Source organism: Solidesulfovibrio carbinoliphilus subsp. oakridgensis, assembly GCF_000177215.2.
GTDB classification, from domain to species: domain Bacteria; phylum Desulfobacterota; class Desulfovibrionia; order Desulfovibrionales; family Desulfovibrionaceae; genus Solidesulfovibrio; species Solidesulfovibrio carbinoliphilus.
On record NZ_CM001368.1, the window covers coordinates 1,489,182 to 1,515,060 of the forward strand.

Consider the following 25,879-nt stretch of genomic DNA (forward strand, 5'->3'; position numbering starts at 1 on the left):
AGGAGAGCCGGCCGACCAGGTGTTCCCCGCAGGCGCGGGGATGATCCGTATTACGGCCAGGGCATCGGCCAGCCGTTGACGTGTTCCCCGCAGGCGCGGGGATGATCCGCGTCAGCAGGCCGTGACCGAGCAGACCGAGCAGTGTTCCCCGCAGGCGCGGGGATGATCCGTGCAACGTTGACCCCGGCTTTGCCTGCGTGTGGTGTTCCCCGCAGGCGCGGGGATGATCCGTGCGCCGCCGTGCCCTCGTCGGCGTAGACCGAGTGTTCCCCGCAGGCGCGGGGATGATCCGGCGAGCCCAGGACTTCTTTGTCCGCGATTTGCGTGTTCCCCGCAGGCGCGGGGATGATCCATCCTGGATGTCCTCGACGACGGGAAGAAGTTCGTGTTCCCCGCAGGCGCGGGGATGATCCGTGATCGTTGTCGCCATCAAGCGGGACGGCTCTGTGTTCCCCGCAGGCGCGGGGATGATCCGGTGGACCAGGTCTTCTGCCGAAGCCGGTGTGCGTGTTCCCCGCAGGCGCGGGGATGATCCGACGGCGACGACAACGGCCGCGCTGTCCCCGGCGTGTTCCCCGCAGGCGCGGGGATGATCCGGTGGATGGGGAGATCTCCCGGGACTTGGCCCGGTGTTCCCCGCAGGCGCGGGGATGATCCGTCAATTGTTGCGCCGTTTTCCCGACCCCACATGTGTTCCCCGCAGGCGCGGGGATGATCCGGCGGAAGCCGAATGCGACCAGTTGGAACGCCTGTGTTCCCCGCAGGCGCGGGGATGATCCGGCTACCCGATCATTTTCGCGGGGGAACTGCTCGTGTTCCCCGCAGGCGCGGGGATGATCCGCCCGCTGTGGCCGTGGCCGGCAGGGTGACTGTGTGTTCCCCGCAGGCGCGGGGATGATCCGAATCATTTAACGGGATATTGTTTATTTTATAAGTGTTCCCCGCAGGCGCGGGGATGATCCGTCGCAGCTTACCACGTTCTTTTCCGTGGGCCAGTGTTCCCCGCAGGCGCGGGGATGATCCGAATTCGACGCTGCGTTGCGTCGGACCAGATGAGTGTTCCCCGCAGGCGCGGGGATGATCCGACCCAATGCCCAGTAGTACCCATTAAACCGTGGTGTTCCCCGCAGGCGCGGGGATGATCCGGCCGACGTCGCGGCCGGGGAGGTGGATTTGATGTGTTCCCCGCAGGCGCGGGGATGATCCGCCATGGGCTCCCCCGTCCTCCTCGCCGTCTCCGTGTTCCCCGCAGGCGCGGGGATGATCCGGCCGTGTAGTGGCTCGGATGGTTGACCGCGTCGTGTTCCCCGCAGGCGCGGGGATGATCCTTTAACCCCCGCCGAACCAACTTCAGCGGGGGCGTGTTCCCCGCAGGCGCGGGGATGATCCGTTTTCCCAGTTCACGACGGCCGCGCACATAAAGTGTTCCCCGCAGGCGCGGGGATGATCCGGCGGCCAAAAATGCCTGAGCCGAAAACCCTCCGTGTTCCCCGCAGGCGCGGGGATGATCCGGTCAATGCCATAGTTGCTCGCCATTGCAGCGTGTGTTCCCCGCAGGCGCTGGGATGATCCGTCATGACACCACAGGCGGCCGTTTTGATGCAGGTGTTCCCCGCAGGCGCGGGGATGATCCGACCCGTCCCAGGTCCGGAGCGTCCTTGACCTCGTGTTCCCCGCAGGCGCGGGGATGATCCGGACATGGTTTCCAGGTTCGAAGCGGAGACAGAGTGTTCCCCGCAGGCGCGGGGATGATCCGAGAACGAGCATCCGGTGAACAAGCACGCCCTGGTGTTCCCCGCAGGCGCGGGGATGATCCGGGTCCAGGCCCTCATCCTCGCGCAGATGGAGGAGTGTTCCCCGCAGGCGCGGGGATGATCCGGCACATCCGTGCGGCCGCCGGGGAGAGGGTGTGTGTTCCCCGCAGGCGCGGGGATGATCCGAGCTTGCCGAGGGTGAAGCCGCTCTTGTCGGCGTGTTCCCCGCAGGCGCGGGGATGATCCAGCACCATCGACCCCATTCCTCATAATAGCGATCTTCCCTTCAATGGCATCCTTAGGCCTTTTTATGCCGCCGCCCCTCGCTGCCCTTTCACCTCTTCGTACATGGCGTCCGGGGCCACGTCCGCGCCGTTGATCATGAAGTTTCAATCCGCGCCCCCGCGCAGGGGGCGACCCGCCTCACGCTTGGCCTGCGCCTCGGCCTCTTGGTTTCAATCCGCGCCCCCGTGCAGGGGGCGACAAACCGACATGTAAGGAGCGACACCATGCTGCGACCGTTTCAATCCGCGCCCCCGTGCAGGGGGCGACGTTGTATTTGTGTTTTGGGATCATAGTCGGATGGTGTTTCAATCCGCTCCCCCGTGCAGGGGGCGACGCCCAACGATGAAGCGGGCGGCTTTTGGGAGGTGTTTCAATCCGCGCCCCCGTGCAGGGGGCGACGTCCCGGCCTTGTCGGCGGCGGCCAGCTTGTCCTTGTTTCAATCCGCGCCCCCGTGCAGGGGGCGACGCACCTTGTCCCAGGGGTCCACGTCAGCAAGACCGGTTTCAATCCGCGCCCCCGTGCAGGGGGCGACTTTAGGCCCCCGGGGATCTTTTTCGGCGAGTTCGGGTTTCAATCCGCGCCCCCGTGCGGGGGCGACCCCCGCGCCAGTTGTTTCCAAAATGGAAAGCACTGTTTCAATCCGCGCCCCCGTGCAGGGGGCGACCTGTGACACCAGCACCCGCGCAACGAAGGAGACGGTTTCAATCCGCGCCCCCGTGCAGGGGGCGACTTCGGCCGGAGCGACCTATGCCGACTTGGCGGCAGTTTCAATCCGCGCCCCCGTGCAGGGGGCGACCTATCCCGGTGCAGGCTGTTGTCTCGCGCCCGGGGGTTTCAATCCGCGCCCCCGTGCAGGGGGCGACGGCGGAGGGGCAGGCCGAAGGTCGCGGCGAAAAGGTTTCAATCCGCGCCCCCGTGCAGGGGGCGACTCGACTGCATCAACCGCATGTTCGACTGGATGCAGTTTCAATCCGCGCCCCCGTGCAGGGGGCGACTCATACGGGCGGTTCCGGTCCGCGTTCCAGTCCATGTTTCAATCCGCGCCCCCGTGCAGGGGGCGACCAGGTGGCGGGCGCCATTGCGGGGGGTATCATCGGTTTCAATCCGCGCCCCCGTGCAGGGGGCGACCTTCAGGGCTTTCTTCATGATCGGCAGTGCCGAAGTTTCAATCCGCGCCCCCGTGCAGGGGGCGACCGGTGCTCATGCCGAAGCATTAGATCGGATCGGGGTTTCAATCCGCGCCCCCGTGCAGGGGGCGACCGGAAAGCTGCTTTGCGCGGTGCGGTTCATCGGGGTTTCAATCCGCGCCCCCGTGCAGGGGGCGACCCTCCTTCAAAAAACGTCAGTTTCCGAAGCGATTCAGTTTCAATCCGCGCCCCCGTGCAGGGGGCGACCCGGCTGTACCGCTTCGGCGAGTGGTACGGGTGGTTTCAATCCGCGCCCCCGTGCAGGGGGCGACCCTAGCCCCGAACGTGGCCGCTTTGCGGATGTCCGAGTTTCAATCCGCGCCCCCGTGCAGGGGGCGACGGGGGAGCCGCAAGGTCAAGCTCCACGACAAGGTGTTTCAATCCGCGCCCCCGTGCAGGGGGCGACTTTCCGTCTTGGCCGGTTGCGACATGAACGATCAGGTTTCAATCCGCGCCCCCGTGCAGGGGGCGACCCGGAGGAGATGTTATTGTTACACAGTATAGGGGGTTTCAATCCGCGCCCCCGTGCAGGGGGCGACGCCACCCGCACAACGGCCCTGATAGCGGCGGCAGTTTCAATCCGCGCCCCCGTGCAGGGGGCGACAACATCCGACCCGAAGTTTCGTGTCGTTGCGAAGGTTTCAATCCGCGCCCCCGTGCAGGGGGCGACTGGCCGGGGAGAAAAGCGCCGATCAAAACACTACCGGTTTCAATCCGCGCCCCCGTGCAGGGGGCGACCGACCTTTATAACGGGTACGCGAGAGAAACAAAAAAGTTTCAATCCGCGCCCCCGTGCAGGGGGCGACCGCTGGCTCGAACGTCAGACCGAGCAGCCAGGAGGTTTCAATCCGCGCCCCCGTGCAGGGGGCGACTTGTGCGGTTCTTTCCAGCTCATGAAGGCGGAACAGTTTCAATCCGCGCCCCCGTGCAGGGGGCGACCTTGTGTATCACGAGGCCCTGTGCAGCGTGCTGTGGTTTCAATCCGCGCCCCCGTGCAGGGGGCGACCCTGAGAAGTGGAAATGTCATAGTTCGGCATCGTGTTTCAATCCGCGCCCCCGTGCAGGGGGCGACTTCAGGATGCAGACGCACAGCCGCTTCCATGTCGGTTTCAATCCGCGCCCCCGTGCAGGGGGCGACCGGCGCCAAGGTCCGGGCTGGGGAACTCTTCGCGGTTTCAATCCGCGCCCCCGTGCAGGGGGCGACATGTCTAGGCAGGTCTGCATGACCCGGTAGCGGTGGTTTCAATCCGCGCCCCCGTGCAGGGGGCGACTGAGGTCCTGATGCCGCCGAAAGTTGGTTGCAGACGTTTCAATCCGCGCCCCCGTGCAGGGGGCGACTGCGGGCGATCCCCGCGTTGAAGGGAAAATGCTATGTTTCAATCCGCGCCCCCGTGCAGGGGGCGACCTCCCTGGATCAATGCTGTCCCAGGTGCTGAGTCGTTTCAATCCGCGCCCCCGTGCAGGGGGCGACCCGGCCGCACGGCATGGGCCAGCACGGAATAGACGTTTCAATCCGCGCCCCCGTGCAGGGGGCGACATTGGCCACGGTCATCACGGCGGCCAATGCGGTGTTTCAATCCGCGCCCCCGTGCAGGGGGCGACTACGACCACGAAACGAAGCGGTTCTACCAACGCGTGTTTCAATCCGCGCCCCCGTGCAGGGGGCGACGGCATCACTGCCCCCCAGAAAACCCAGGGCCTGGCTGTTTCAATCCGCGCCCCCGTGCAGGGGGCGACAGGTCTCGATATCAAACCCGGCCGAGGGGTTTGAGTTTCAATCCGCGCCCCCGTGCAGGGGGCGACAGAAGGTGCTCATCCCCTTCGTCAACAAGGACGAGTTTCAATCCGCGCCCCCGTGCAGGGGGCGACCCATGGTCCAGATCGGGTCGCAGAACTGGCGGATGTTTCAATCCGCGCCCCCGTGCAGGGGGCGACTCCAATAAGATAATTCATCCCCATGGACAGACGTGTTTCAATCCGCGCCCCCGTGCAGGGGGCGACTATTTGGCCTCGACCTCGTCCTTGGACATCCCCTGGTTTCAATCCGCGCCCCCGTGCAGGGGGCGACTTCGTGTTCTGGGGCCGGTCGCGAAACGGCAAGGGTTTCAATCCGCGCCCCCGTGCAGGGGGCGACTGTGGCCAAGGGGCCGCTGCTTGAGATTGTCCGACCGTTTCAATCCGCGCCCCCGTGCAGGGGGCGACCCGGCCACTTCAAGGACATGGTGGACGAACGGCTGTTTCAATCCGCGCCCCCGTGCAGGGGGCGACACCCGTGGCCCAGGGTGACGTGTTTCATGGCAACGTTTCAATCCGCGCCCCCGTGCAGGGGGCGACCTCCCCCTACACGGCGGCGGCTCCCCAACAGAGGTTTCAATCCGCGCCCCCGTGCAGGGGGCGACCGCATTCAACCACACAAATGGTCGCGATCATTACGTTTCAATCCGCGCCCCCGTGCAGGGGGCGACCAGCAGGGTCCGCGACTTGCCGGTCCCCATGTCCATGTTTCAATCCGCGCCCCCGTGCAGGGGGCGACAAGGTGTACCGGCCCGCGTGATGCGCCAGATCCGGTTTCAATCCGCGCCCCCGTGCAGGGGGCGACTCTGGGCCAACAATCCGGCCATGGCCGGGTTGGTCGTTTCAATCCGCGCCCCCGTGCAGGGGGCGACTCAACGTGACCTTCACCGGCATGGAGTCCGTGGAGTTTCAATCCGCGCCCCCGTGCAGGGGGCGACACGGCCCAGGCCCGGCGTTCGGAATTTCTCCTCCAGAGTTTCAATCCGCGCCCCCGTGCAGGGGGCGACAGGTGGACCTTTTCGGCCGCGACCACCCGATGGTTGTTTCAATCCGCGCCCCCGTGCAGGGGGCGACCAGCGGTAACCACCCCGGGAGCGCAGGTGCAAAGTTTCAATCCGCGCCCCCGTGCAGGGGGCGACTCTACCATCACGGCAAACCAGTAATCCAGGAGGGGTTTCAATCCGCGCCCCCGTGCAGGGGGCGACCCTCGGCCGAGGCCAGTTTCCGAAACCTGCACCTGTTTCAATCCGCGCCCCCGTGCAGGGGGCGACCGGCAGGCCCTGCGACTGCCAGACGAAGGCGCGGAGTTTCAATCCGCGCCCCCGTGCAGGGGGCGACCGAAGCAGCACCACGCAGGCGACCGGCTGCGAGTCGTTTCAATCCGCGCCCCCGTGCAGGGGGCGACGGTCGTCGTCGCCATGAGATTCAACGCGGACGTGAGTTTCAATCCGCGCCCCCGTGCAGGGGGCGACGGGAGATCAATTCCGCCAGGATCGAGACCCTTAAGTTTCAATCCGCGCCCCCGTGCAGGGGGCGACGCGAATTTGTCAATTGGCACCTCGACCTGACGGACTTAAGTTTCAATCCGCGCCCCCGTGCAGGGGGCGACCGGCGATCTGGCGGTACAGGTCCACCTCGTCCAGGTTTCAATCCGCGCCCCCGTGCAGGGGGCGACCGACGATGCCGCCGGACTCCCGCCCCTCCCGGGGGTTTCAATCCGCGCCCCCGTGCAGGGGGCGACTGTCGCTTTCGCGACCGAGCATGTATGCGGCTTCAGGGACTCCTGGCCGCGGACCTCCTTTCTTTTCACAACACGTACTCTCTTGTCAAAGAGCATAGCGAAATCATTTACTTATTATCATTGAACTTTTTTAAAGCGCGATGCCCCCGGGGTTTTGGCGGGCGCTGCCGGTTCGCGCATCAGACGATGAGCGGGCCTTCCTGGTCCACGCCCGGTTTGGCGCCGACATGCTCCACCCTCCCCCGCCAGTTGGAACCGAGGTAATAAAATCGCAGGCTGTCCTTGTCCGCATCGATCAGACCGAGCAAACGATGTTTCAGGCGCTCCCACTGGCCCGGGTCCACCACGCACTCGAACACCGAAAACTGCACGCGCTGTCCATAATCCTTGCACGCCTTGGCCACTCGTCGCAGGCGGCCGGGACCGCCGGCATCGGACGTCGCGACGTCATAGCTCACCAGCACCAGCATGGCCTACTTCCACAACAGCGGCGGATAGCCGTCCAGATCGCCCCGCACATAGCGGGCCAAGAGCGTCGCCTGCATGTGAAACAGCAATCCAAGCGGCATCTTTTCCCGCAGAAACGGATGTTCGACCACATCCTGCTTGCGTTCCTGATAGGCAATGAGCACCTCCTTGCGCGTGGCCTCGTCCATGAGCACAGCACCGGTCTCGGCCCGGGTGAAACCTTTGGGCCGCACCCGCCCCAGATTGATCAGGGTCAAGGCCAGCCGGTCGGCGAAAAAAGGCCGGAACTCTTCCATCATATCCAGGGCCAGTCCGGGCCGGCCCGGCCGGTCGCGGTGCAGGAACCCCACCGCCGGATCGAGCCCCGTCGTCTCCAGGGCTGAACGCACGTCATGGGCCAGCAGCGTATACAGAAACGAAAGGAGACAATTGACCGGGTCAAGCGGCGGACGGCGATTGCGGCCGTCAAACCGGAAGGCCTCCTTGCCCGAGACGATGAGTTGGTCGAACACGCCGTAATAGGCATGGGCCGCGTCGCCTTCCAGGCCGCGCAGGGCGTCCAGGTCGTTTAGCGTCCCAAGGCCCGTCCCGTGCTGGGCCAGCCGGTCGGCGGCCAGACGCACGGCCGGGACATCGATCTTCTCCCCGTGGTCCCGGATGGCCCGCAACAGCACGGTACGGGCATTGGCCAGCTTGCCGACAAGGAAATAACGCGCCGCCGCCGTACTGGCGGCAGGATCGTCCGCCATGCGATATTGCTGCCGCCGCAAAAGGACATTGCCCGAAACGTTTCCCTGCACCTTGGCCAGGAAACGGCCGTTCACGGTCAAAAAGCTCACGGCCACATTGTTTTCAGCGCAGTGCCCCAATAAAAAGGGACTGACCGACACCTGCCCGAAACAGACCACCCCGGCCAGGGTGTGGATGGGCAGGCGAAGGCGCACCGTCTCCTCGACTTTTATGGCCAGCGTTTCGCCGTCCTTGAACAGATACGCGCCCTGGGTGGTCACGTAGAGGGTATTGAGATGTCGCTTCATGGCGTCTCCAGCGCGTGTTGCAAATAGGCCCGGACCGAGCGTTTGCCGGTGCAGGCCCGCGGCAGGCAGGCCCCTTCCATGGAGCAGGAGGCGCAGCGGGAGTCGTGCACGGCCTCGGGCGTGCGGCCGGCCCGGAGAAAGGCGTGGAGATCGAGGCAGGCGTCGCGCGTCGTCTGGCGCAGCGCCGCATCAATGGCCACGGCCAGGCGTCGGCGGGTGCGGCCGTAAAAAAGCGCCCCGGCCGGTACCGGCCGGCCCAGCATCTCCTCCAGACACAAGGCCTGGGCGCACAGTTGCACCGTGTCGCAGACATCGGGCTTGGGTTTGCCGCGTTTGTATTCCACGGGAAAGGCAATCTCCCCGCCGCCGGCGGCCGGGTGAAACTCCACCACATCGGCCACGCCCGTCAGGCCCAGTTCCAGGGAGCGCAGGGGTACGGCCCGGGCGATACGCACGCCGTCGTGGGATTCGTACCCCTGCTCGTGGGCACGTTCGTGGAGGATGCCGCCCTGGACCGTGAACACGTTTTCGGCCCAGGCCCGCTCGATATGAATCAGCGCGCATTGCCGCCGGCAAAAGAGCAGGTGTTGCAGGGCCGAGATCGGGAGCAGCTCGTCCTCGGTGAACATGGCGGTCTCCGCTAGAGTTTTTCGATCAGCTCCACCCCGGCCGGCAGGTTGGCGGCGTCCACGGCCACGGCGTAATCGGCATAGGCCCGGGCCGGCGAACTCCTGTCCGTGGCCCGCGACACGCCGACCAGATCAAAGAGCTTCTGGGCCGGGGCGTTGCCGAGCATCGACTCGTGCTTGAAGACGACGAGCTTTCGAGCGCTCATCTTGCCCCGCGCGGCCGAATGGTCGTGGTCGAACATGACCATGAGCGCCTGCCACAACAGCTCCAGGTCGTCCGCGGAAAACCCGGTCTGGGCGGCCAGATGGGCCGAGATGAAGCCTTCGGCCCGATACAGGCCGTAGGGCACGATGTGCTTGCGGCCCATGGTGCGGTTGTCGCCGGACTGGCTTTCGGCTTCTTTTTCCGTGGCCACGGCCATGCGGGTGATGCTCACTTCGAGCGGCACGATGGGTTCGAGGCTGCGGGCGAAGTTGAGCTGCACCGGGCCGCGCACCTGACCGCAGTTGTTTTCCTTAAGGGACATCACCGCGCCAAAGGTGCGCACGTCGAAGAAGTTGGCGCACATCCAGTCCCGGGCCTCCTTGATGGCATCGGCTTTCTTGCCGCCGTCCTTGGCCACGGCGGCATAGGCCCGGCCCTGCACCGTGCCGAGGACGGCCTTTTCGCGGATATAGATCTCGTAGGGGCTGGCGTTGCCCTTGGCCAGCTCCACGAAATTGCGGATCTTGCGCTTGAGGCACACGTCCGTGACCAGTCCGTGGCTCGTTTCCGGGTCCAGGCGCGGCATGTTGCCGGCATCGGGGTCGCCGTTGGGGTTGCCGTTTTCCACGTCAAAGAGGAACACGAACTCGTAGCGGTTGGCGATTATCTGGCGCATGGTCTAGTCCTCCCCCTTGGTCTTGGCGGTCTTTTTGTAGTTCTCGCGGCGCTGGTGGTAGTAGCCGATGGCGAACATGCCCTGCTCGTCCAGGGACAGGTGCTTGGGAAACGTCTGGACGGCGCCCAGGATTTCCTCGATGCGCCGGTCGGAGACGCCGCCGTATTCGGCCTTTTCGATGTGGTGCTGGGCCAGCCGCATGAGTTGCGGAAAAACCGCCGCCGGGGTGGCCGAGGCCGAGCCGTAGTAACGGTCGCGGATGGTGGTGTTGGCGCCGGGTATGGCTTCCTGCTGGGCTTTTTCCAGGACGGCGAACAATCGCCCCAGCCGGTAGCCGATATCGGCGGACGTCTGATCGAGACTCACGGACACCTCCTTTGGGGTGTTGCGCACGAGATACGCCTTGAGCATGGCCGCGCGCAGGTAGTTGACGGTCTGATCGGCCCGTATCCGGGCGATGACCGCTGCCGGCAGGCTGGCCGGATAGGGTGCGTCGGTCAGTATGGAACGCATGAGGGCCCCGGCCAGGGCCGGATTGACGTTTTTGAGGTCGTTTTGCGGGGCGGTTTCCCGCAGGAGCTGCCACAAGCCCGGGAACTCGGGCTCGGTGTCCCAGGTCCGCTCCAGGTTCAGGGCCGCGAAATGGCGGCCCACGGTCTGGCACACGCCGTCCACGGTGTCCTGGTGCCAGAAGCGCACGGACAGGCGGGCGGCGTTAGGGGCCAGCCCCAGGATAAAAAAACCGCTTTGTAGGATCTCGGCATCGAAGGCGGGATGTTTGCCGTCCCGGACGGCTTCCAGGAACAGTCGGACCTCGGCCTGGCTGCCGTCGTCGGCCGTGGGATCGAACAGGAAGCCGAGCAAGCCTTCGACCTCGGACGTGCGTTCTGTCCAGAAGACCGTGGTGGCGTCGCCGATCTGGACCCGCTGGCGGCTGCCTTTGCGCAGCAGGTGGTTGAGCGCCGTGGTATAGGCGAATGCAGCCGGCTCCCCTACCGGACCGTTGTAGCTCTGTTCCTTGCCGTAAGATTCAAAAGAATGCTGGTTGTAGGAAACCAACAATGCACCGACCGACTGGGCATCACGCACCCCTTGAATTTTCGGATGCAACTTGGCGATGGGCGCGTCCTGCCCGGTGACGAGGCACATGCCGCGCCGTTCCTTGGAAGCGCCGGCCAGATGATCCAGCCAGGCCTGGCGCACGGCCGGGCGTTCGTGGACGTAGCCCAGGCCGCCGCCGGCCAGCCGGAAAACGAGATTGCAGCCTTTGACCATCTCCTCCCAGCGGGGCAGGTCCGGCGCGTCGGCCGGGTCCCAGGCGTCGAGAAAAGCCAACACGGCGGCCATGCCGGCGTCGTCCAGGCCGTCGCCGATGGCGTGGCAGCGGGCCTTGAAGGCGGCAAAGGTCTTGGCCGTGCGCTCGGGTTTGCCCTTGTCGTCGGCCCCGAGCACGTAGCCGGTGTTGTCCCACAGGAAGTTGGCGGCAACGCCCACCGACCGTTTGACGGCCTCGGGCACCACCAGTTCCTGGGGCGTGGCCTTCTTTCCGTCCGTCTGGCGCAGATCGAAGACCGGCGGCTCGGCCAGCCGGCCGTCGGCGTCGATGTGCAGGGCGAAGTGGATTTTCTGGCGCGAGAACCCGGAGAGCGGCACCACCGGTTCCGGCTCCCGGCTCAGGCGGTCGTAATAGGCAGCCAGGGAGGAGAGGATCATGCCCGCACCTCCGCCGCTTCGAACCGGGGGACGTCGATGACGCCGCCGGCCAGCCGGGCCCGGAAGAACTTTGGCGTCATGTCGTGGGCGAAGTCGATGTCGTGGAGCATGAACCCCAGGTCCTTGTCGCGGTCCTGGTCGGCCAGCGCCGAGGCCGGGGCCGGGCCGTCGAGCAGTTCGAAGAAGGCCGGGAACTCACGGCAGCCCAGATAGGGCTGGTTGAAGCACTGGCCCTTGCGCGCCCGGCGCTTGAACATTTCCGTGTGTTTGGCGGCGTTGTCGTCCTGGCCCGTCAGTTCGAAATGGGCTTCGATGACATAAGCCACGTCACGCAGCACGAGCGAGGCACGCTGCTGCCGGTCGTCTTCGGTGAAAAGCGGCGGCGGCGTCCCGCCCTTCATGGCGGACTTGATGTTGCCGTAGGGAATCTTGCCGCCGAGTTCGTTGCGGCGGATGGCAGTGAAACGGATGGGATGCAAAACGTGGATGCGGTCGATGACCCAGGTGATGCCGGGCTTCCAATAGACGGCTTCCAGGATGCCGCGCGCGGCCGACGGCGTAATGACGTCGTAGGAGACGCGTTCGGACTTCATTTCAGGTCTCGTGAAGCAGGCGAAATCGCCCCAGACCTTGAGCCTGACGCCAAAGGACATGCCAACCTCCTTGCTGGTGTGCGATGGAGCGTGGCCACTGCCGCGTGTTATTCTCTGAGTTGGCAGACCTCCTTTCCCCTGCCCTGGCGGACAGGATTATTTGCAATTATCTAACAATAACTGTTTCAATCCGCTTTCCGGCAGCTCTCGCCGCTTTTTGCGACGAGACTCACCTGAAAGTCGTTCTTTATTTAACATTAACTGAATTTTAAATCAACAAGAAAATAAACATTTGCATAAATAAAACAGACAAACGATATGAGACACTAAGCCCCCCCGCCGGCCGAAGCGGCAGAGGGGACCGCGTTGTCACGCTATCCAGTCCTCGCCCCGAAAAACGCCGGCCGCGTCGCCGGACAAGCCCTCTTCGTCGTCGTAGCGCGACATCCGGCGCAGCACATAAAATCGCTCTTGCACGCATTCCACGTCGCCGGCCGCCACCAGCGCCGCCCGCACCCGGGCCGGTACCTGCACCGTGTAGCGCTGGGCGCTGCGGGCCAGACCGCCGGTATGCTCGGCGTGTTCGAGCCCCCGGACAATGGCCTCCCCCGCCTGGCCCCAGGGGATGATGACCGGTTCGCACGCGCTCTCGATCATCTGGAACTCGTGAGCCACCTGGCGAAACGGAAAATCGAGGGTATTGGCCCCGGCGTGCAGGGCGGCGAAGATTCCCGCGATCCGGTCGTTTTTCTTGTCCAGGCCGTCCGGGCCGACGCGCCAGTAAAGCGCCTCGAAATAGGCCGCAACCGCCTCCGGCGACAACGGATCGGCAAAGGCCCGCAGCACCACATGCCCCTCCTCGGCCGCCCGGCGCAGCTCTCCGGCCGGCGGCGCGGCTTCGGCCTCGAAAACATAGACCACGCCCTCGGCCAGCTCCCCTTCGCGGTTGCAGCGCCCGGCCGCCTGGGCCACGCTGTCCACCCCGGCCTCGGCCCGATAGACTGCCGGAAAACTCACATCCACGCCGCACTCGATGAGCTGGGTGCTGACCACCCGGCACGGCTGCCCCGCCTTGAGCGCCGCCCGGATGGCCGCCAGCTTCTCGGAGCGATGGGCCGGACACATGCTGGCGCTCAGATGAAAGACCCCCGCCCCCGGCCCAAGCAGGCCGTGGAGCCGCCGGGCATGGGCCCGGGTGTTGACCACGCACAGGACCTGCTCGTGCTCCCGCAGCCGCTTGACGAGTTCGTCGTCGGTGAGCTTGCCCAGATGGGCGACGCGGGTCCGTTTCAAGGCCGCGAAAAGCCCGGGCACGTCGGCCACGATCTCGCGGGGCGGCTCCAGGCCGAAGGCAAATCCCTCGCGCCGGGTGAGCGCCGGCTGGGTGGCCGTGCATAGAACCACCGTCGTGCCATAGCTCTCGGAAAGCTCGCGAAGGGCCTCGAGGCACGGCCGCAGCAAGGTCGGCGGCAGCATCTGCGCCTCGTCCAGGATGACCACGCTCTTGGCGATGTTGTGGAGCTTGCGGCAGCGTGAGGAGCGGTGGGCGAAAAGCGATTCGAAAAACTGCACGCTGGTGGTGACGACAAGGGGCGCGTCCCAGTTCTCGGCGGCCAGTTCGTGACGCCGGCCAAGGCCCTCGTCGCCGGCGGGTTCGGCCGCGTCCTTATCTGTCCGACGCTTGGGATCGTAATTGCTGTGATGCTCCACCACCGCTTCCGGCCCGACGGCCGACCGGAACACGTCGGCGTTCTGCTCGATGATGCTGGTATAGGGAATGACGTAGATGACCTGTTTACGGTCATGGGTAATGGCGTGGTTGAGGGCAAAGGCCAGCGACGACAGGGTTTTGCCGCCGCCGGTCGGCACGGTGAGCGAAAAAAGGCCCGGCGCGTCCCCGGCCGCCCCCAGACACCAGCCGAGCACCTTGGCCCGCCAGGGATCGACGGGCGAAGGCTCGGCCTTGGCGGCAAATTGGGCCAGATGGGCGGTCAGACGCTCCCGCATGGTTTCCAGCGTCGGATAGCCGCCGCGATGGGCGTGTTTCTCCCGGTCCAGAAAGGCTTCGGTATCGAGAAAATCCGCATCGACCAAGCAGGAATAGAGCATGCGGATGAAAAAGGCGCATTGAAAACCGGTGCGGCCGAGGGCCGGGGTGAAGGGAAAGGCTTCGGGCGCCTGCCTGCTGTCGGCCAGGGTTCGGGCCGGCTCGGGCACGAGGGCGGCCTTGAGCCGCGCCGCCAGACAGGCGAGGTCGTTGTCCCGCCCGTCAGGCAGCCCGGCATGGTGGCCGGCGATGCAGTAGGCGAGGAGCTTGCCCGGCCCCTTGAAGCGGTCCACGGCCAGCCGGGCCCCGGCCGAGGAATGGTCGACCCGCTGGCCGTCCCCGGCCAGCCGCCGCTGGAAGGCCTCGGTGTACTTGCCGGCGTCGTGGAAGAGTCCGGCCAACGCGCCCCACTCCCCCGCGCCGAACCGATCGGCAAAGTCCCGGGCCAGAGCGCCCACGCCGTGCAAATGCGCCGCCAACCCCTGCCACGCCGACTGGGGCTGCCCTTCCCGGCTGTGGGCGAACCACGGCCCGTCCGATGCTGCTTTCTTTCCCATCCCGCCTCCCGCGCGCCGCCCGATCAGGGCCAACGCCAAAACAAGTTTTCCTATTTAATATAGTATGACTCATTTTATGGCAAGGATAATCGATCCCTTCCGTCGCCGGCCAGAGCCAGGCAGACACCGGGAGTCGGGCGGTACAGGGCCGCCCCATACGGAAAGGCCTTCCGATTAGCAGGGGGGAATCAGCGGGGGAATCCAGTCCAAGAAACCTTTTTCCGGTGCCAACCCTGCTTGATGGTAAAAACCATCATGGCGAAAACGGCGCCCAGGGTGTCGGCCAGCATATCCTTCTGCGCATCCCAGGGGTCTCCCTGGCTGCCCAGAAACTCCACGCCCGCCTCGCCCCCTTCCAGGACCGCATAGCCCCATTCGATGATTTCGTAGGCGCAGGCCACGGCCATGATGGCCGTCAGGCCGAAAAGGAGAAGGACCGCCGGATGGGCGAGACGTTTTCGCCACAGCAACTCGGCGAGAGGAAAAGCGTAAAATCCGACAGCAAAGTGGGCGACCCGGTCAAAATGGTTGCGTTCGAAGCCGAAAAGGTTGGTGACCCAGCTGAACGGGACGTTGGCGAACGTATAATGCCCGCCGATGGTGTGCAAAAACAGCCAGACGGCCATCATCGCATAGGCCAGATTGGAATAGCGAAATTTCCGGTAGGTGAAGGCCAGGAGCAAAAACATCCCCATGACCGGAATATTCTCCGCCCACCAGACCTCCCTGGAGACAGGCGCTATCGCCAGGACCGTGAAGAAGCCTGCAAACAGGAGTCCGAGAATTTGCGGGAATCGGGCGTTCATATTGGCTCGACGATATCCCCTTTTTCATGGAAGCGCCAGGAGTGGCTCCCGTACCGCCCCTTGGGGCGCATCGCCCCCGGTCATCCGCGCCCAAGGGACCGGATTCCGGACGGGACGCCCCGGCACAGGCGAGGCAAAGGCCGCCGGTCCTTCCTGAAAGGCTTGTCCTGGCGGCTCCTCCCCTGTACCTTCGCCCCTCCCGTTATCCGCCTGCCAAGGAGGTTTTCATGGCGAACATCGGCACGCCGCTCACCGGGTCCGCGACCCGGCTCCTGCTGCTCGGCTCCGGCGAACTCGGCAAGGAAGTGGCCATCGAGGCCCAGCGACTGGGCGTCGAGGTCATCGCCGTGGACCGTTACCCCAATGCCCCGGCCATGCAGGTCGCGCACCGCGCCCACGTCGTCAGCATGCTCGACGCCGCCGCCCTGCGCCGGATCATCGAAACCGAAAAGCCGGACTTCGTGGTGCCGGAAATCGAGGCCATCGCCACCGAGGAACTGCTCGCCCTCGAAGCCGAAGGCACAACCGTGGTGCCGACGGCCCGGGCCGCCCGGCTGACCATGGACCGCGAAGGCATCCGCCGGCTCGCCGCCGAGGAATTGGGCCTTGCGACCTCGCCCTACCGTTTCGCCGGCACGAAAGAGGAATTCCTGGCCGCCTGCCGGACGGTCGGCTTCCCCTGCGTCATAAAGCCGGTCATGTCCTCTTCCGGCAAGGGGCAAAGCGTGGCCCGAAACGAGGCCGAGGCCGAAAAATCCTGGGAGTACGCCCAGACGGCCGGACGGGCCGGGGCGGGCCGGGTCATCGTGGAAGGGTTTGTGGACTTCGATTACGAGATCACGCTCCTGACCGTCCGGCACGCCGGGGGCACCAGCTTTTGCGCGCCCATCGGCCACCGGCAGGAGAAAGGGGATTACCGCGAATCCTGGCAGCCCCATCCCATGGGCGAAGCCGCCCTGGCCGAGGCCCGGCGCATGGCCCAGGCCGTCACCGCGGCCCTTGGCGGACGGGGGCTTTTCGGCGTGGAGCTCTTTGTCAAAGGCGAGACGGTGCTCTTCTCGGAAGTGTCGCCCCGGCCCCACGACACGGGCATGGTCACGCTCATTTCCCAGGACCTGTCCGAATTCGCCCTGCACGTCCGGGCCATCCTGGGCCTGCCCATCCCGGCCATCCGCCAGTACGGGCCGGCCGCCTCCCGCGTCATCCTGGCCGAAGGCGACTCCACGGCCCCGGGCTACGACATCGCCCCGGAAGCCCTGGCCGAGCCCGACACGGCCATTCGGCTTTTCGGCAAGCCCCAGGTGCACGGCCTTCGCCGCATGGGCGTGGCGCTCGCCCTTGGCAACGACGTGGAGGACGCCAGGCGCAAGGCCATTGCCACGGCCTCGAAAGTCCGGGTCACCCTGTAGAGGCCTCGCCGGGCCCGGCGGCCGGGGAGGACCCGCCGTTTGGCCCGGCCCACGGTCCACGGGCCTCGCGCCCCCTCCTCCCGGCCGCGGCGGATTTGCGCAACGCGCCAGAGGTCTTGGCTCCCTGGAGGCGCCTCCCGGGGGCCTGCCTGTCCGGTGGACAGGGCGTTTTCGCCACCCCCGGCAGATCGCCCGGCAACGCTCGGCGCCGGTCAGTTCGTAATCGCCACGTCCAGGGTGTAGGTGGTGTCTTTTCCGCGCATCGCCCCGACAATGATCTTGTACGTTCCACTTTCCGGCAAGGTTCCTTGCCACGTGGTCGCGTCATCGTCCTCACCGGCTCCGGGCAGGTACTTCCCTGCCTTGCCAGGCAACTGGAGGTGGAAAAGCACGAGCTTCAGCTTGTTGGTGACGGTGACCTTCATGGTCTGCCCGGCCTTGGCGGTAACGGGGTAGATGTCCCGATCCATCCCCTCAATATCGCCCTTGAAGCTGGCGCTGTTGGCTCCGGTGGCGAAGGCGATCGGTTTCATGTCCTTGGCTTGAAGGGCATTGGGGGAAAGGAGGCCGGCCGGGCAGAGCGCAACAACGGCAAAAGTCATTGCGCAAATCGAGCGAGCAAGGTTCATGAGGGTTCCTTCCGTAAAAGATGCACTGCCATGGTACACGCCGCCGTATCGGTGCCGATGGCGACGGGCCATTGAGACACGGGGAATATTTGTCTGGATTTGTGGAGCATTTCCCCCCTATCATGGTCCTTGCCCGATCAATCTGGCGAGGAGGTCGTCATGTTCCGTAGCCCATCCTGCTGGCTTCCTGTGGCGGCCTTATGCTGTCTGCTGGCGACTGTTCCAGCCCAAGGGGCGGGCGGCGGGGAGACGCGGGACGTTTCCATCCCGGGCACGGGTCTCACCCTTCGCGTGGCCCCGGACATCGCTGTCTTTCCGGGAAAGCCCGCCCATCCCGGCGATGCGACGCTGTCTGTGACCGTGGAAGCCCTGCAAGCCTTCCCCCGAAACGGCGTCGTCACCAGGGCCGAGGTCCTGGCCCAGCGAGCGGCCCTGGCCGCAGGCCAGGCCCAGGTGGCCGACGGAGGGGGTGGCGAAGCCGGGCTGGCCGAGGTCGTGCCCCTCCCAACCGGCGGCTCCGCCGTCATCTATCCCGAGTACAGCGAGTTTGAGGTCTGCGACCTGCGTTTCGCCATGGTTGCCGTTTTTTTCACGGCCGATCGGCGGATCACCCTCCGCCTGAGCCTCCCCCCTGCGGCCATCGTCAGGGAAAATCCCGTCTTTTTCGGTCACGACAAGGCCAATTGCGGAGCGGCCGCGGTCTGGAAACATCCCGGGCCGGACCTGTTCAAACGCTTTCACGAGGCGGCCAAGGCCGGTCGTCTTGGGCCGTCTGCCAACGCGTGGTACGCCGATTTCACGGCCATCCTGGCCTCCCTGCGCCAGAAGATTCCAGCCGGATGAAGGTCCATTCGCCCTGGTCACTGGCTGCGCCGGATATTGTACACCCCGCGCCCCTCGGCCACATGCTCCTGCGGGCTTCCGTCCGACCACAGCACCACCTGGGCGTTGCCCACCCGGTTGCCGAGCAGGCGCACCGTGGCCTCGGCATAGAGGTCCTGGGCCGTGGCCGGCCGCAAATAATCGACTCGCAGGTCGATGGTGGCGATGCGGTCGTCGAGGCGGCAACGGGTCCAGACGGCAAACCCGGCACAGACGTCGGCCAGCGTGGAAATGACGCCGCCATGAATGGCCGGTCGGCGGGCATCGCCGATGAGGTCCTCGCGGAAGGGGATGAAAAGCCTGACCCGGCCCTCCTCGATCCCGGCCACGCGGATGCCGAGCAGCTTCTGAAACGGCAGCCCATTCTCGATCAGATCGGCCAGCACCTGAAAGTCCACGATACCACCTCGATATTCGAATCAGCCCCCCGCCCCTCGGGCAGGTCCCAAATCTATCTGCCGCAATCATTATTTATTTTTGCTGGTCTGACAACAGACCCCCGCCATGGCCTGCCTGGCAAAGAATAAAACATCAATATATATTAGCGCATTACAGCGCCAACCCCGAGAGCCCCCGAGGAGTCCGTTATGCCATCTCTTGCCGGTCCAGCCGGCCTGGCCATCCCCCGATCAAAAGCCCCCCCTCCCCCGCCAAGCTGCCGTTCGCAGTCCCCGGCGGAGCGAATGGCTTCCTGAAAAGGTCCGGGCGTTCGTGGCCGCCCAGGCCCTCGAGGATCGCCTGGCTACCGGGGGTTGACCTGCCGCCCTCGCCGCTGCCCACGGACAAGGGCGAGGCGACTTGCCCCGAAGCGGGCGAGCCTGTACGAGTCGGGCTTCGGGCCCCGACATTTCTTTCAAACAGCAACCGGAGAAGTCATCCTATGGACGACGTGATCGCAAAGGACAGCAACGGCACCATTCTGAAGGACGGCGACAACGTCACGCTCACCAAGGATTTGAAGGTCAAGGGCTCTTCCGTGACCCTGAAACGCGGGACGCTGATCAAAAACATCCGCCTCACCGACAACCCGGCGGAAATCGAGTGCAACGCCGACAAGGTCAAGGGGCTGGTGCTCAAAACCTGCTTCTTGAAAAAAGCCTAGCTTCCGGCCGGGATTCCACCGGACAGCCCCCCCATGGAGCCCACCCCATTTGATCCCGCCAGGGCCACGGGCCTGAGCGAAGCCGAGGCCGTCCACCGGCAGCGGATCGAGGGCTTCAACGAGATGCCCCAGGGCGCCAGGCGTGGTGTGACCTCCATCACCCTGGAGGTGATGCGCGAGCCGATGTTCCTGCTCCTGGTCGGTTGCGGCAGTCTGTACCTGCTCATGGGCGAACTGTCGGACGCGCTCCTGCTTTTGGGTTTCGTCTTTGTGGTCATGGGCATCACCGTCATCCAGGAACGCCGTACGGAACGAGCCCTGGAGGCGCTACGCGACCTCTCCAGTCCCCGCGCCCTGGTCATTCGCGACGGCCAGCAACGGCGCATCGCCGGACGCGAGGTGGTCCGGGGCGATCTGGTCCTGCTCGGGGAAGGCGACCGTGTGCCGGCGGATGCGGTGCTGCGCCACGCCCTCAATCTGTTTGCCGACGAATCCCTGCTCACGGGCGAGTCCCTGCCTGTGAGGAAATCAAGCTCCCGGACGGTCACGGAGGCCGGCCAGCCCGGCGGGGGGGACCGGCCGGAAGTCTTTTCGGGTTCGCTCGTCACCGGGGGGCAGGGTCTGGCCGAGGTGGTGGCCACAGGCGCGCGTACGGAGCTTGGCAAGATCGGCAAGGCGCTCCAGTCCATCGAGCCGGCGAAGACGCCGCTGCAGAGCGAGACGGGCCGCGTGGTCAGGCGGCTGACAGCCCTGGGACTGGCCCTTTGCGCCGTGGTCATCGCGGCCTACGGCCTGACACGCGGCAACACGCCGCAGAGCTGGGGCCAGGCCGTGCTGGCGGGCATCGCCATGGCCATGTCCGTGCTCCCGGAGGAGTTCGCGGTCATCCTGACCATCTTCATGGCCCTGGGGGCTTGGCGAATCTCCCGCAGCCGTGTGCTCACCCGGCGCATGCCTGCCATAGAAACGCTGGGTTCGGCGACCGTGCTGTGCACGGACAAGACGGGCACCCTCACCCGCAACCGGATGGCCGTCCGCCAGCTTCAGGCAGGAGACCAGACCTTTGTTGCCCGGGAAGGCGCAACGCTGCCGGAGGTTTTCCACGCGCTCCTGGAATACGGGGTGCTGGCCAGCAAGAAGGAGATCTTCGACCCCATGGAGCGTGCGTTGCGCCAACTGGGCGACGACCACTTGCGCCAGACCGAGCATTGGCACGAGCAGTGGGAAATGGTGCGCGACTACCCCGTGTCTCCGGAGTTGCTGGCCTTGTCCCATGTCTGGCGCGCGACAGGGAAAGAGGGTCTCGTGGTTGCCACCAAGGGTGCCCCGGAAGCCATCGCCAAGCTGTGCCACCTCGATGCCAGGCGGACCGCCGCCATGACCGCCCAGGTCGACGCGATGGCAGGGGAAGGGTTGCGCGTGCTCGGCGTTGCGCGGGCCCTCTGGCCCCAGGGAACGCTTTCCCCCGCCCCTTTGCCCGGCCGGCAGCAGGATTTCGCCTTCGAATTCCTCGGGCTCGTCGGCCTGGAGGATCCCATTCGTCCCACCGTTCCGGCAACGATTCAGGAATGCCACACGGCGGGCATCCGGGTGATCATGATCACCGGCGATCACCCGGCGACCGCCCGGAGCATTGCCGGACAGATCGGGCTGCGCGCCCCCCAGGGGGAGGACACCGGGGTCCTCACCGGACCGGAGCTGGAGGCCATGAACGACGAGGAGCTTGCGCGGCGCATACCGGATGTCGACGTGTTCGCCCGGGTGGTGCCAGAGCAGAAGCTGCGCCTCGTGAACGCCCTCAAGGCCAACGGCGAGATTGTGGCCATGACAGGAGACGGCGTGAACGATGCCCCGGCCCTCAAAGCCGCGCACATCGGCATTGCCATGGGCGGACGCGGCACGGACGTGGCCCGGGAGGCCTCGGCCCTGATCCTGCTCGATGACGACTTCTCCTCCATCGTGAACGCCATCCGCCTGGGCCGCCGCATCTATGACAACATCAAGAAGGCCGCAGGCTACACCCTGGCCATCCACGTGCCCATCGCCGGGCTTTCCATTGTCCCGGTATTCTTTGCAGATCTGCCGCTCATGCTGCTGCCGGTGCACATCGTGTTTCTTGAGCTCATCATCGACCCGGCCTGTTCGCTCCTCTTCGAGGCCGAGGGCGCCGAAAAGGACATCATGCGTCGCCCGCCGCGCCGGCCGGACGAGGGGCTCTTCAACACGCGGGTGTTGGGCATCAGTTTGCTGCAGGGAGGCTTCGTGCTGGCCGCGGTCTTGCTCATGTTCCGGATGGCGGATGTGCTCGGCCAGCCCCAGGAGAACTCCCGGCGCTCCTTTGTCTTTGCCACACTGGTCCTCGCAAATCTGGCGCTGATCATGACCAACCGATCCTGGAGCCGCACCATCGTCGCCATGTTCAAGGAACCGAACGCGGTGCTGTGGTGGATACTCGGCGGGGCAACGGCGATGCTGGGCCTGGTGCTCCATGTTCCCCTGCTTCGCAGCCTGCTTCACCTGCATTCCCTGCGGCCCCTGGACCTCGGCCTTTGCCTGCTGGCCGGCGTGGCGAGCGTCGGGTGGTTCGAAGCGTACAAACTCCTGCGCGGAAATAGGCATCTCCCCCGTCCCTTCCTGAAGAAGGGCTCCTGAAAGCCCCACAACCGTGTGAGAGAAGGCCCGGCATCGCCACGCCCCTGTCATGGGGCGGCGCGCAGGGGTTCGATCCAGTTCACAAGCCGTGCCCCTTCAGGCGTGAAGCGCAGGACGGCCTTGCCGACCAGCAATTCCGTACCGTCCCCCTTTTGAACATATTCGTCTATCGCCGCCTCCGCTTCCCCCGGGCCGCGCCACTTGACGAACGCCATGACCCAGCGGACCCCGAGGCTATTCCCCTCGTACCGTTCAAAGACGAAGCGCCCGGAGCCTTTGGGGGATTCCACAAGGGACCGGCCTGCAAACACCGGTTCGAAGGCCTTCCCGTTCCAGCGGAGGCGGTTAAACGCGCTGACGGAGACATCCGACTGGCCGATGGGGGCCAGTATTTCCACCTGCGCGCCGCCGTCGAGGTTGCCGACCAGTTCCGGCCAGGACACGCCGCTGTGGTGGCAATAGAAATACAGGGGGTTCGCAGGCCCGCGCACGTCGTACACGTCGCCTACAGGCCCCAGCCAGAGAGTGTCGCCCGAGGCGGACAGCACCCGAATTCTTGCCCCGCCGCCAAAGAGGTCGGGAACATCCTCCAGGGCGACAACGCCACGACCAGCCCCGCCCCCGAGGTCCGCCTCGAAACGACGCGGCATCTCCCTGGAACAACGGAATTCTCCCGGATCTTTTTGCGCGGCGATATATTGTTCGACCGGAACCAGGCATTTCACATGCACGAAACCCCGTTTGCCGTCGTAACGCTCCACCTCGGCCCAGGCGTTTTCCAAGCCGAGAACGCGCACCCAATCGCCGGCGTCAAGCGTGCCGAGAATCCTGGCCGTCTTATGGTCCCGGCCACCTGCCGTGCGCAGATTGTTCCCGTTATCGACGCTCACCGCCACCTGCCCCGGCCGCAGGGGCTGCCCCCAGGCGAAGGTCGTCAGCAAAAGCGCGGCAACGCAACTGCCCGCCACCAGAAGCAAACGGCGCGACTGGGCGCGGGATGCAGCGAAACACGCCATACGGGCCATGGAACCTCCTCGCTGGACGTAACTTTATCGGACACCACGCAATTGCAGCCACTGCCGTCCCTTGTGCGTGAGACGATACCGTTGCAGGCGGCTATTGGGCTTGTCACGAATGGTCATCTCGATGAGTCCATCCGCCAGGGCCGGTCTAAGATATCGCTCCCGAAAAGACTTCCGGTCTTGCAACCGGAGGATATCCTGCAACTCCTCACGGGAGACTTCACCCGCCATGGCCAGGAGCAGTTGGTCGACTTGGGGGGTGACTGAGGGGGCGACTTGGGGGGTGGAGGTGACGATGGTCTCGAGAAGCATCGTGAGCATAAACGCTATAAAAGGGGCACAGTCCGATTGCCGCGTGCTTTCCTGCAAAGCCTGATAGTACTCGGCTTGATGCTCATAAACCAAGCTTTCCACGGGGATGTCGGGAAACAAGGGGCTCCAGCGGGCCAGAATCAGGCTCTGCCATAGCCGCCCCATGCGACCGTTCCCATCAGCGCAAGGATGGATGAACTCAAATTCGTAGTGGAAGACCGAACTGGCGATCAGCGGATGGTTTTCACTGGTACTCAACCAGCGGAGCAGGTCGCCCATAAGCATAGGGACTCGATCCGCCGGAGGAGCCATATGGATGACACGAGAACCGTCCATCACACCCACGCCCCCAGTCCGGTAGCTTCCGGCCGCATCGATCAGACCGGACATCAGGATACAATGGGCCTCCAGCAGGTCCTTTTCCTCTCCAGGATTCCAGGTATCGAAGCGGTCATAGGCAGCGAGAGCGTTGCGAACCTCCTGGACTTCCCGAGGAGAAGCGATGACCCGTTGCCCGTCGAGGATAGCGGTGATCTGCGCTTCACTCAGCGTGTTCCCTTCGATAGCCAGCGACCCTCTGATGGTGCGGATGCGGTTGATACGCCGGAACCGAAGCGACTTGGCCCGCTCGGTGAGAATGGTCAACCGTCCCACTGCTTCGCTGATCTGGCCGACAAGGTTGACGATGGCCGGGGTGATGGAAAAGGGCGGCTGGTACTGCTGGCTCATGAAGTACCCCTTCGGCGTGTATGCCTGTGAATCAGAACAATGCTATCCTATCTGAATTCAAGGGGACAAGCCACTCGGATCTGAACCGTATCGCAACAGTATAATTGGTCAACTCTCCCTTATCCCTGACGAAGTCGGACAAGAAGCCTCCATTACTCGAACAGAACTGCGACCTTGGCCAGAACATCATCGATGATCGCTGGCGGGACACTCTCCAACTTGCGTCCGTGGCGCGAGGCCAAGTCGAGGGCGCGTGGCTGGTCGCAACGCACAACACCTGTCGTCTTTGTTCCAGCCCCGTCCAGGGACACGGCAAAGCCAGCGGTGCGGGCGAAGTTCCCGCCGGTTGTGATCGGTACCACAATGGGCGTACGCGTCAGCCGATTGAAGGCCGAGGGAGATACTACCAACACGGGACGTGTCCCCTGCTGTTCGTGGCCTGAGGTCGGGTCCAGGCAGACCAGATAGATATCGCCCCGCTCCATTACAGCAACTCGTTTCCGACCGGCCTGTCATCGAGCCATGCCTGGTCTTCCTCGCTGGTTGAGGCGGCGGGGTCGCATTGGGTGAGCAATTCTTCCAGGGTGTAGCGATGGCGCTGTGCCGGTTCGACGATCAAACGACCGTTGTCCACGGCCAAGCCGACAGTTGCCCCTACCTGCAAATGGAGAAGGTCGAGGATGGCGGGTGGAACGGCCAGCATTACTGAGCCGCCGACTTTTCGCAGGTTGGTGGTGTGCATAGGACGCCTCCAAGAAAGTTATATTTTAATATAACGCCGACAGACGAAGATAGCAAGGGGTGAACGCCGCTCCCGCGATCCCTGGAAGGCATTTTTCCCCGCCTCTACTTGGTTTCAGGACTACCGCGATTTGAATGGCTTCGCGGCCTTGACCATGGAAGCCTCCAAAATCCAGAACGTCGCCTGGATGCCGTCGATCTGCCCCCACCACTCGGGGTCCCGGTTGGGGCTGCTCGGCGTGGATGGTGACGGGGTGTCCCCCGCCGCAGTCGGACCGTTCGTCCATTTCTCCGACGGGTCATCGGGGTTTTATGCAGACCTCAAGGCCGCTTGGCAGTGGCTTAGGTCCCTGCCCAAATGCACCTTGGAGGAGTTCTGGGAGCGCGAGTGGTTGGACGCCCCCACATATGAGTCCCTGGCCGAGGTATGGGAGTCCCTGGACACCCAGCAAATCGAGGCAGCAGACAAGCCGCCACGTGCCTCGGACTACGTCAGCATCGGTCGCCCGCGCCGCGTCGGGCCGAAAGAATACCTCATCCAAACCGAGAATGGGGAGTACGGCGTGGTCGACGAAAAACAGGCGAGTAAATGGCGGCTCACGCCCCTCGATTAATTCCCCGCCAGGGGGGCGGGCCATCTTCAAAACTAAATGTCGTTGTGTACAAAACTACGCGTCGCGCTACACAAGGTTCACCAGGAGGTTGACAGCCAAAGAAAAAGGGCCAGCTAACTTTCTGTTAACCGGCCCTAATTCTAGGGAAATTTTGGTCGGGATGAGAGGATTTGAACCTCCGACCCCCTGAACCCCATTCAGGTGCGCTCCCAGACTGCGCTACATCCCGACGCGAAGGAGCCGAAACCTAGATTTGGGACCGGATTTTGTCAATCGAAATTTTGCGGATTTTTC

Annotated in this window: 19 protein-coding genes, 1 tRNA gene and 1 CRISPR repeat array (1 of these 21 running past the window's edge); of the genes, 5 read left to right on the forward strand and 15 right to left on the reverse strand. The window is 64.8% G+C overall.

What is annotated here, in order from left to right; translation table 11 throughout:
- Nucleotides 1–2,001: direct repeats of the CRISPR family, unit length 29 nt; unit sequence GTGTTCCCCGCAGGCGCGGGGATGATCCG (it extends 1,569 nt beyond the left edge of the window).
- A gap of 4,940 nt (nt 2,002–6,941) precedes the next feature.
- The 8 genes from cas2 to DFW101_RS06620 all read right to left on the reverse strand — a co-directional run bounded on the left by cas2 (nt 6,942) and on the right by DFW101_RS06620 (nt 15,493).
- A complete protein-coding gene (gene cas2, locus DFW101_RS06585) occupies nt 6,942–7,232 on the reverse strand; it encodes a CRISPR-associated endonuclease Cas2 (RefSeq protein WP_009109515.1) in 291 nt (96 codons plus the stop codon).
- A 3-nt stretch (nt 7,233–7,235) separates the two neighbouring features.
- Nucleotides 7,236–8,267, reverse strand: coding sequence for a type I-C CRISPR-associated endonuclease Cas1c (cas1c, locus tag DFW101_RS06590; RefSeq protein WP_009180730.1), 1,032 nt, complete (start codon nt 8,265–8,267; stop codon nt 7,236–7,238).
- Nucleotides 8,264–8,896 (reverse strand): CRISPR-associated protein Cas4, encoded by a 633-nt coding sequence (gene cas4, locus DFW101_RS06595; RefSeq protein ID WP_009180731.1) that lies wholly within the window; start codon nt 8,894–8,896, stop codon nt 8,264–8,266. The genes cas1c and cas4 overlap by 4 nt, the downstream gene beginning before the upstream one ends.
- An 11-nt stretch (nt 8,897–8,907) precedes the next feature.
- Complete coding sequence (gene cas7c, locus DFW101_RS06600) at nt 8,908–9,777, reverse strand: type I-C CRISPR-associated protein Cas7/Csd2 (protein ID WP_009180732.1); 870 nt, start codon at nt 9,775–9,777, stop codon at nt 8,908–8,910.
- Between the two features lie 3 nt (nt 9,778–9,780).
- Nucleotides 9,781–11,490 carry a type I-C CRISPR-associated protein Cas8c/Csd1 gene (gene cas8c / locus DFW101_RS06605; protein WP_009180733.1) on the reverse strand — a complete coding sequence of 570 codons (1,710 nt, stop codon included), beginning with the start codon at nt 11,488–11,490 and terminating at the stop codon, nt 9,781–9,783.
- Nucleotides 11,487–12,143: a type I-C CRISPR-associated protein Cas5c gene (cas5c, locus tag DFW101_RS06610; protein ID WP_009180734.1), complete on the reverse strand. Its 657-nt coding sequence runs from the start codon at nt 12,141–12,143 to the stop codon at nt 11,487–11,489. The genes cas8c and cas5c overlap by 4 nt, the downstream gene beginning before the upstream one ends.
- 309 nt (nt 12,144–12,452) lie before the next feature.
- Nucleotides 12,453–14,687 carry a CRISPR-associated endonuclease Cas3'' gene (locus tag DFW101_RS06615; protein ID WP_009180735.1) on the reverse strand — a complete coding sequence of 745 codons (2,235 nt, stop codon included), beginning with the start codon at nt 14,685–14,687 and terminating at the stop codon, nt 12,453–12,455.
- A 188-nt stretch (nt 14,688–14,875) separates the two neighbouring features.
- Entirely contained in the window at nt 14,876–15,493 is a 618-nt protein-coding gene (locus DFW101_RS06620; RefSeq protein WP_009180736.1) for a DUF2238 domain-containing protein, read from the reverse strand.
- 227 nt (nt 15,494–15,720) lie between these two features.
- On the opposite strand from DFW101_RS06620, the gene purT reads away from it, so the two are divergent.
- The gene (gene purT / locus DFW101_RS06625) at nt 15,721–16,902 is read left to right on the forward strand and encodes a formate-dependent phosphoribosylglycinamide formyltransferase (protein WP_009180737.1); all 1,182 of its coding nucleotides are present in this window, start codon (nt 15,721–15,723) and stop codon (nt 16,900–16,902) included.
- Nucleotides 16,903–17,114: 212 nt separating this feature from the next.
- Here the strand turns inward: purT and DFW101_RS06630 are convergent, their stop codons facing one another.
- A complete protein-coding gene (locus tag DFW101_RS06630; protein WP_009180738.1) occupies nt 17,115–17,531 on the reverse strand; it encodes a PPC domain-containing protein in 417 nt (138 codons plus the stop codon).
- Between the two features lie 159 nt (nt 17,532–17,690).
- Between DFW101_RS06630 and DFW101_RS06635 the strand changes: the two genes are divergently transcribed.
- Entirely contained in the window at nt 17,691–18,374 is a 684-nt protein-coding gene (locus DFW101_RS06635; RefSeq protein WP_009180739.1) for a hypothetical protein, read from the forward strand.
- Nucleotides 18,375–18,391: 17 nt separating this feature from the next.
- On the opposite strand, the gene DFW101_RS06640 is transcribed toward DFW101_RS06635, so the two are convergent.
- Nucleotides 18,392–18,811, reverse strand: coding sequence for a PaaI family thioesterase (locus DFW101_RS06640; RefSeq protein WP_009180740.1), 420 nt, complete (start codon nt 18,809–18,811; stop codon nt 18,392–18,394).
- Nucleotides 18,812–19,293: 482 nt separating this feature from the next.
- On the opposite strand from DFW101_RS06640, the gene DFW101_RS06645 reads away from it, so the two are divergent.
- A complete protein-coding gene (locus DFW101_RS06645) occupies nt 19,294–19,515 on the forward strand; it encodes an alkylphosphonate utilization protein (protein ID WP_009180741.1) in 222 nt (73 codons plus the stop codon).
- Between the two features lie 33 nt (nt 19,516–19,548).
- Nucleotides 19,549–22,167, forward strand: coding sequence for a cation-translocating P-type ATPase (locus tag DFW101_RS06650; RefSeq protein ID WP_009180742.1), 2,619 nt, complete (start codon nt 19,549–19,551; stop codon nt 22,165–22,167).
- A 47-nt stretch (nt 22,168–22,214) separates the two neighbouring features.
- Here DFW101_RS06650 and DFW101_RS06655 read toward each other — a convergent pair whose 3' ends face one another.
- From DFW101_RS06655 to DFW101_RS06670, 4 genes are all read right to left on the reverse strand, one after another.
- The gene (locus DFW101_RS06655; protein WP_009180743.1) at nt 22,215–23,192 is read right to left on the reverse strand and encodes an SH3 domain-containing protein; all 978 of its coding nucleotides are present in this window, start codon (nt 23,190–23,192) and stop codon (nt 22,215–22,217) included.
- 24 nt (nt 23,193–23,216) lie between these two features.
- Entirely contained in the window at nt 23,217–24,230 is a 1,014-nt protein-coding gene (locus tag DFW101_RS06660) for a Fic family protein (RefSeq protein ID WP_009180744.1), read from the reverse strand.
- Between the two features lie 152 nt (nt 24,231–24,382).
- On the reverse strand, nt 24,383–24,715 hold the full coding sequence (locus DFW101_RS06665) for a type II toxin-antitoxin system PemK/MazF family toxin (protein WP_009180745.1): 333 nt from the start codon (nt 24,713–24,715) through the stop codon (nt 24,383–24,385).
- Nucleotides 24,715–24,972, reverse strand: coding sequence for an AbrB/MazE/SpoVT family DNA-binding domain-containing protein (locus DFW101_RS06670; RefSeq protein ID WP_009180746.1), 258 nt, complete (start codon nt 24,970–24,972; stop codon nt 24,715–24,717). The genes DFW101_RS06665 and DFW101_RS06670 overlap by 1 nt, the downstream gene beginning before the upstream one ends.
- Nucleotides 24,973–25,102: 130 nt before the next feature.
- Here DFW101_RS06670 and DFW101_RS06675 point away from each other — a divergent pair, with 130 nt between their 5' ends.
- Entirely contained in the window at nt 25,103–25,585 is a 483-nt protein-coding gene (locus DFW101_RS06675; protein ID WP_009180747.1) for a hypothetical protein, read from the forward strand.
- Between the two features lie 152 nt (nt 25,586–25,737).
- Here the strand turns inward: DFW101_RS06675 and DFW101_RS06680 are convergent.
- A tRNA-Pro gene (locus DFW101_RS06680) sits at nt 25,738–25,814 on the reverse strand.
- Nucleotides 25,815–25,879 lie beyond the last annotated feature (65 nt).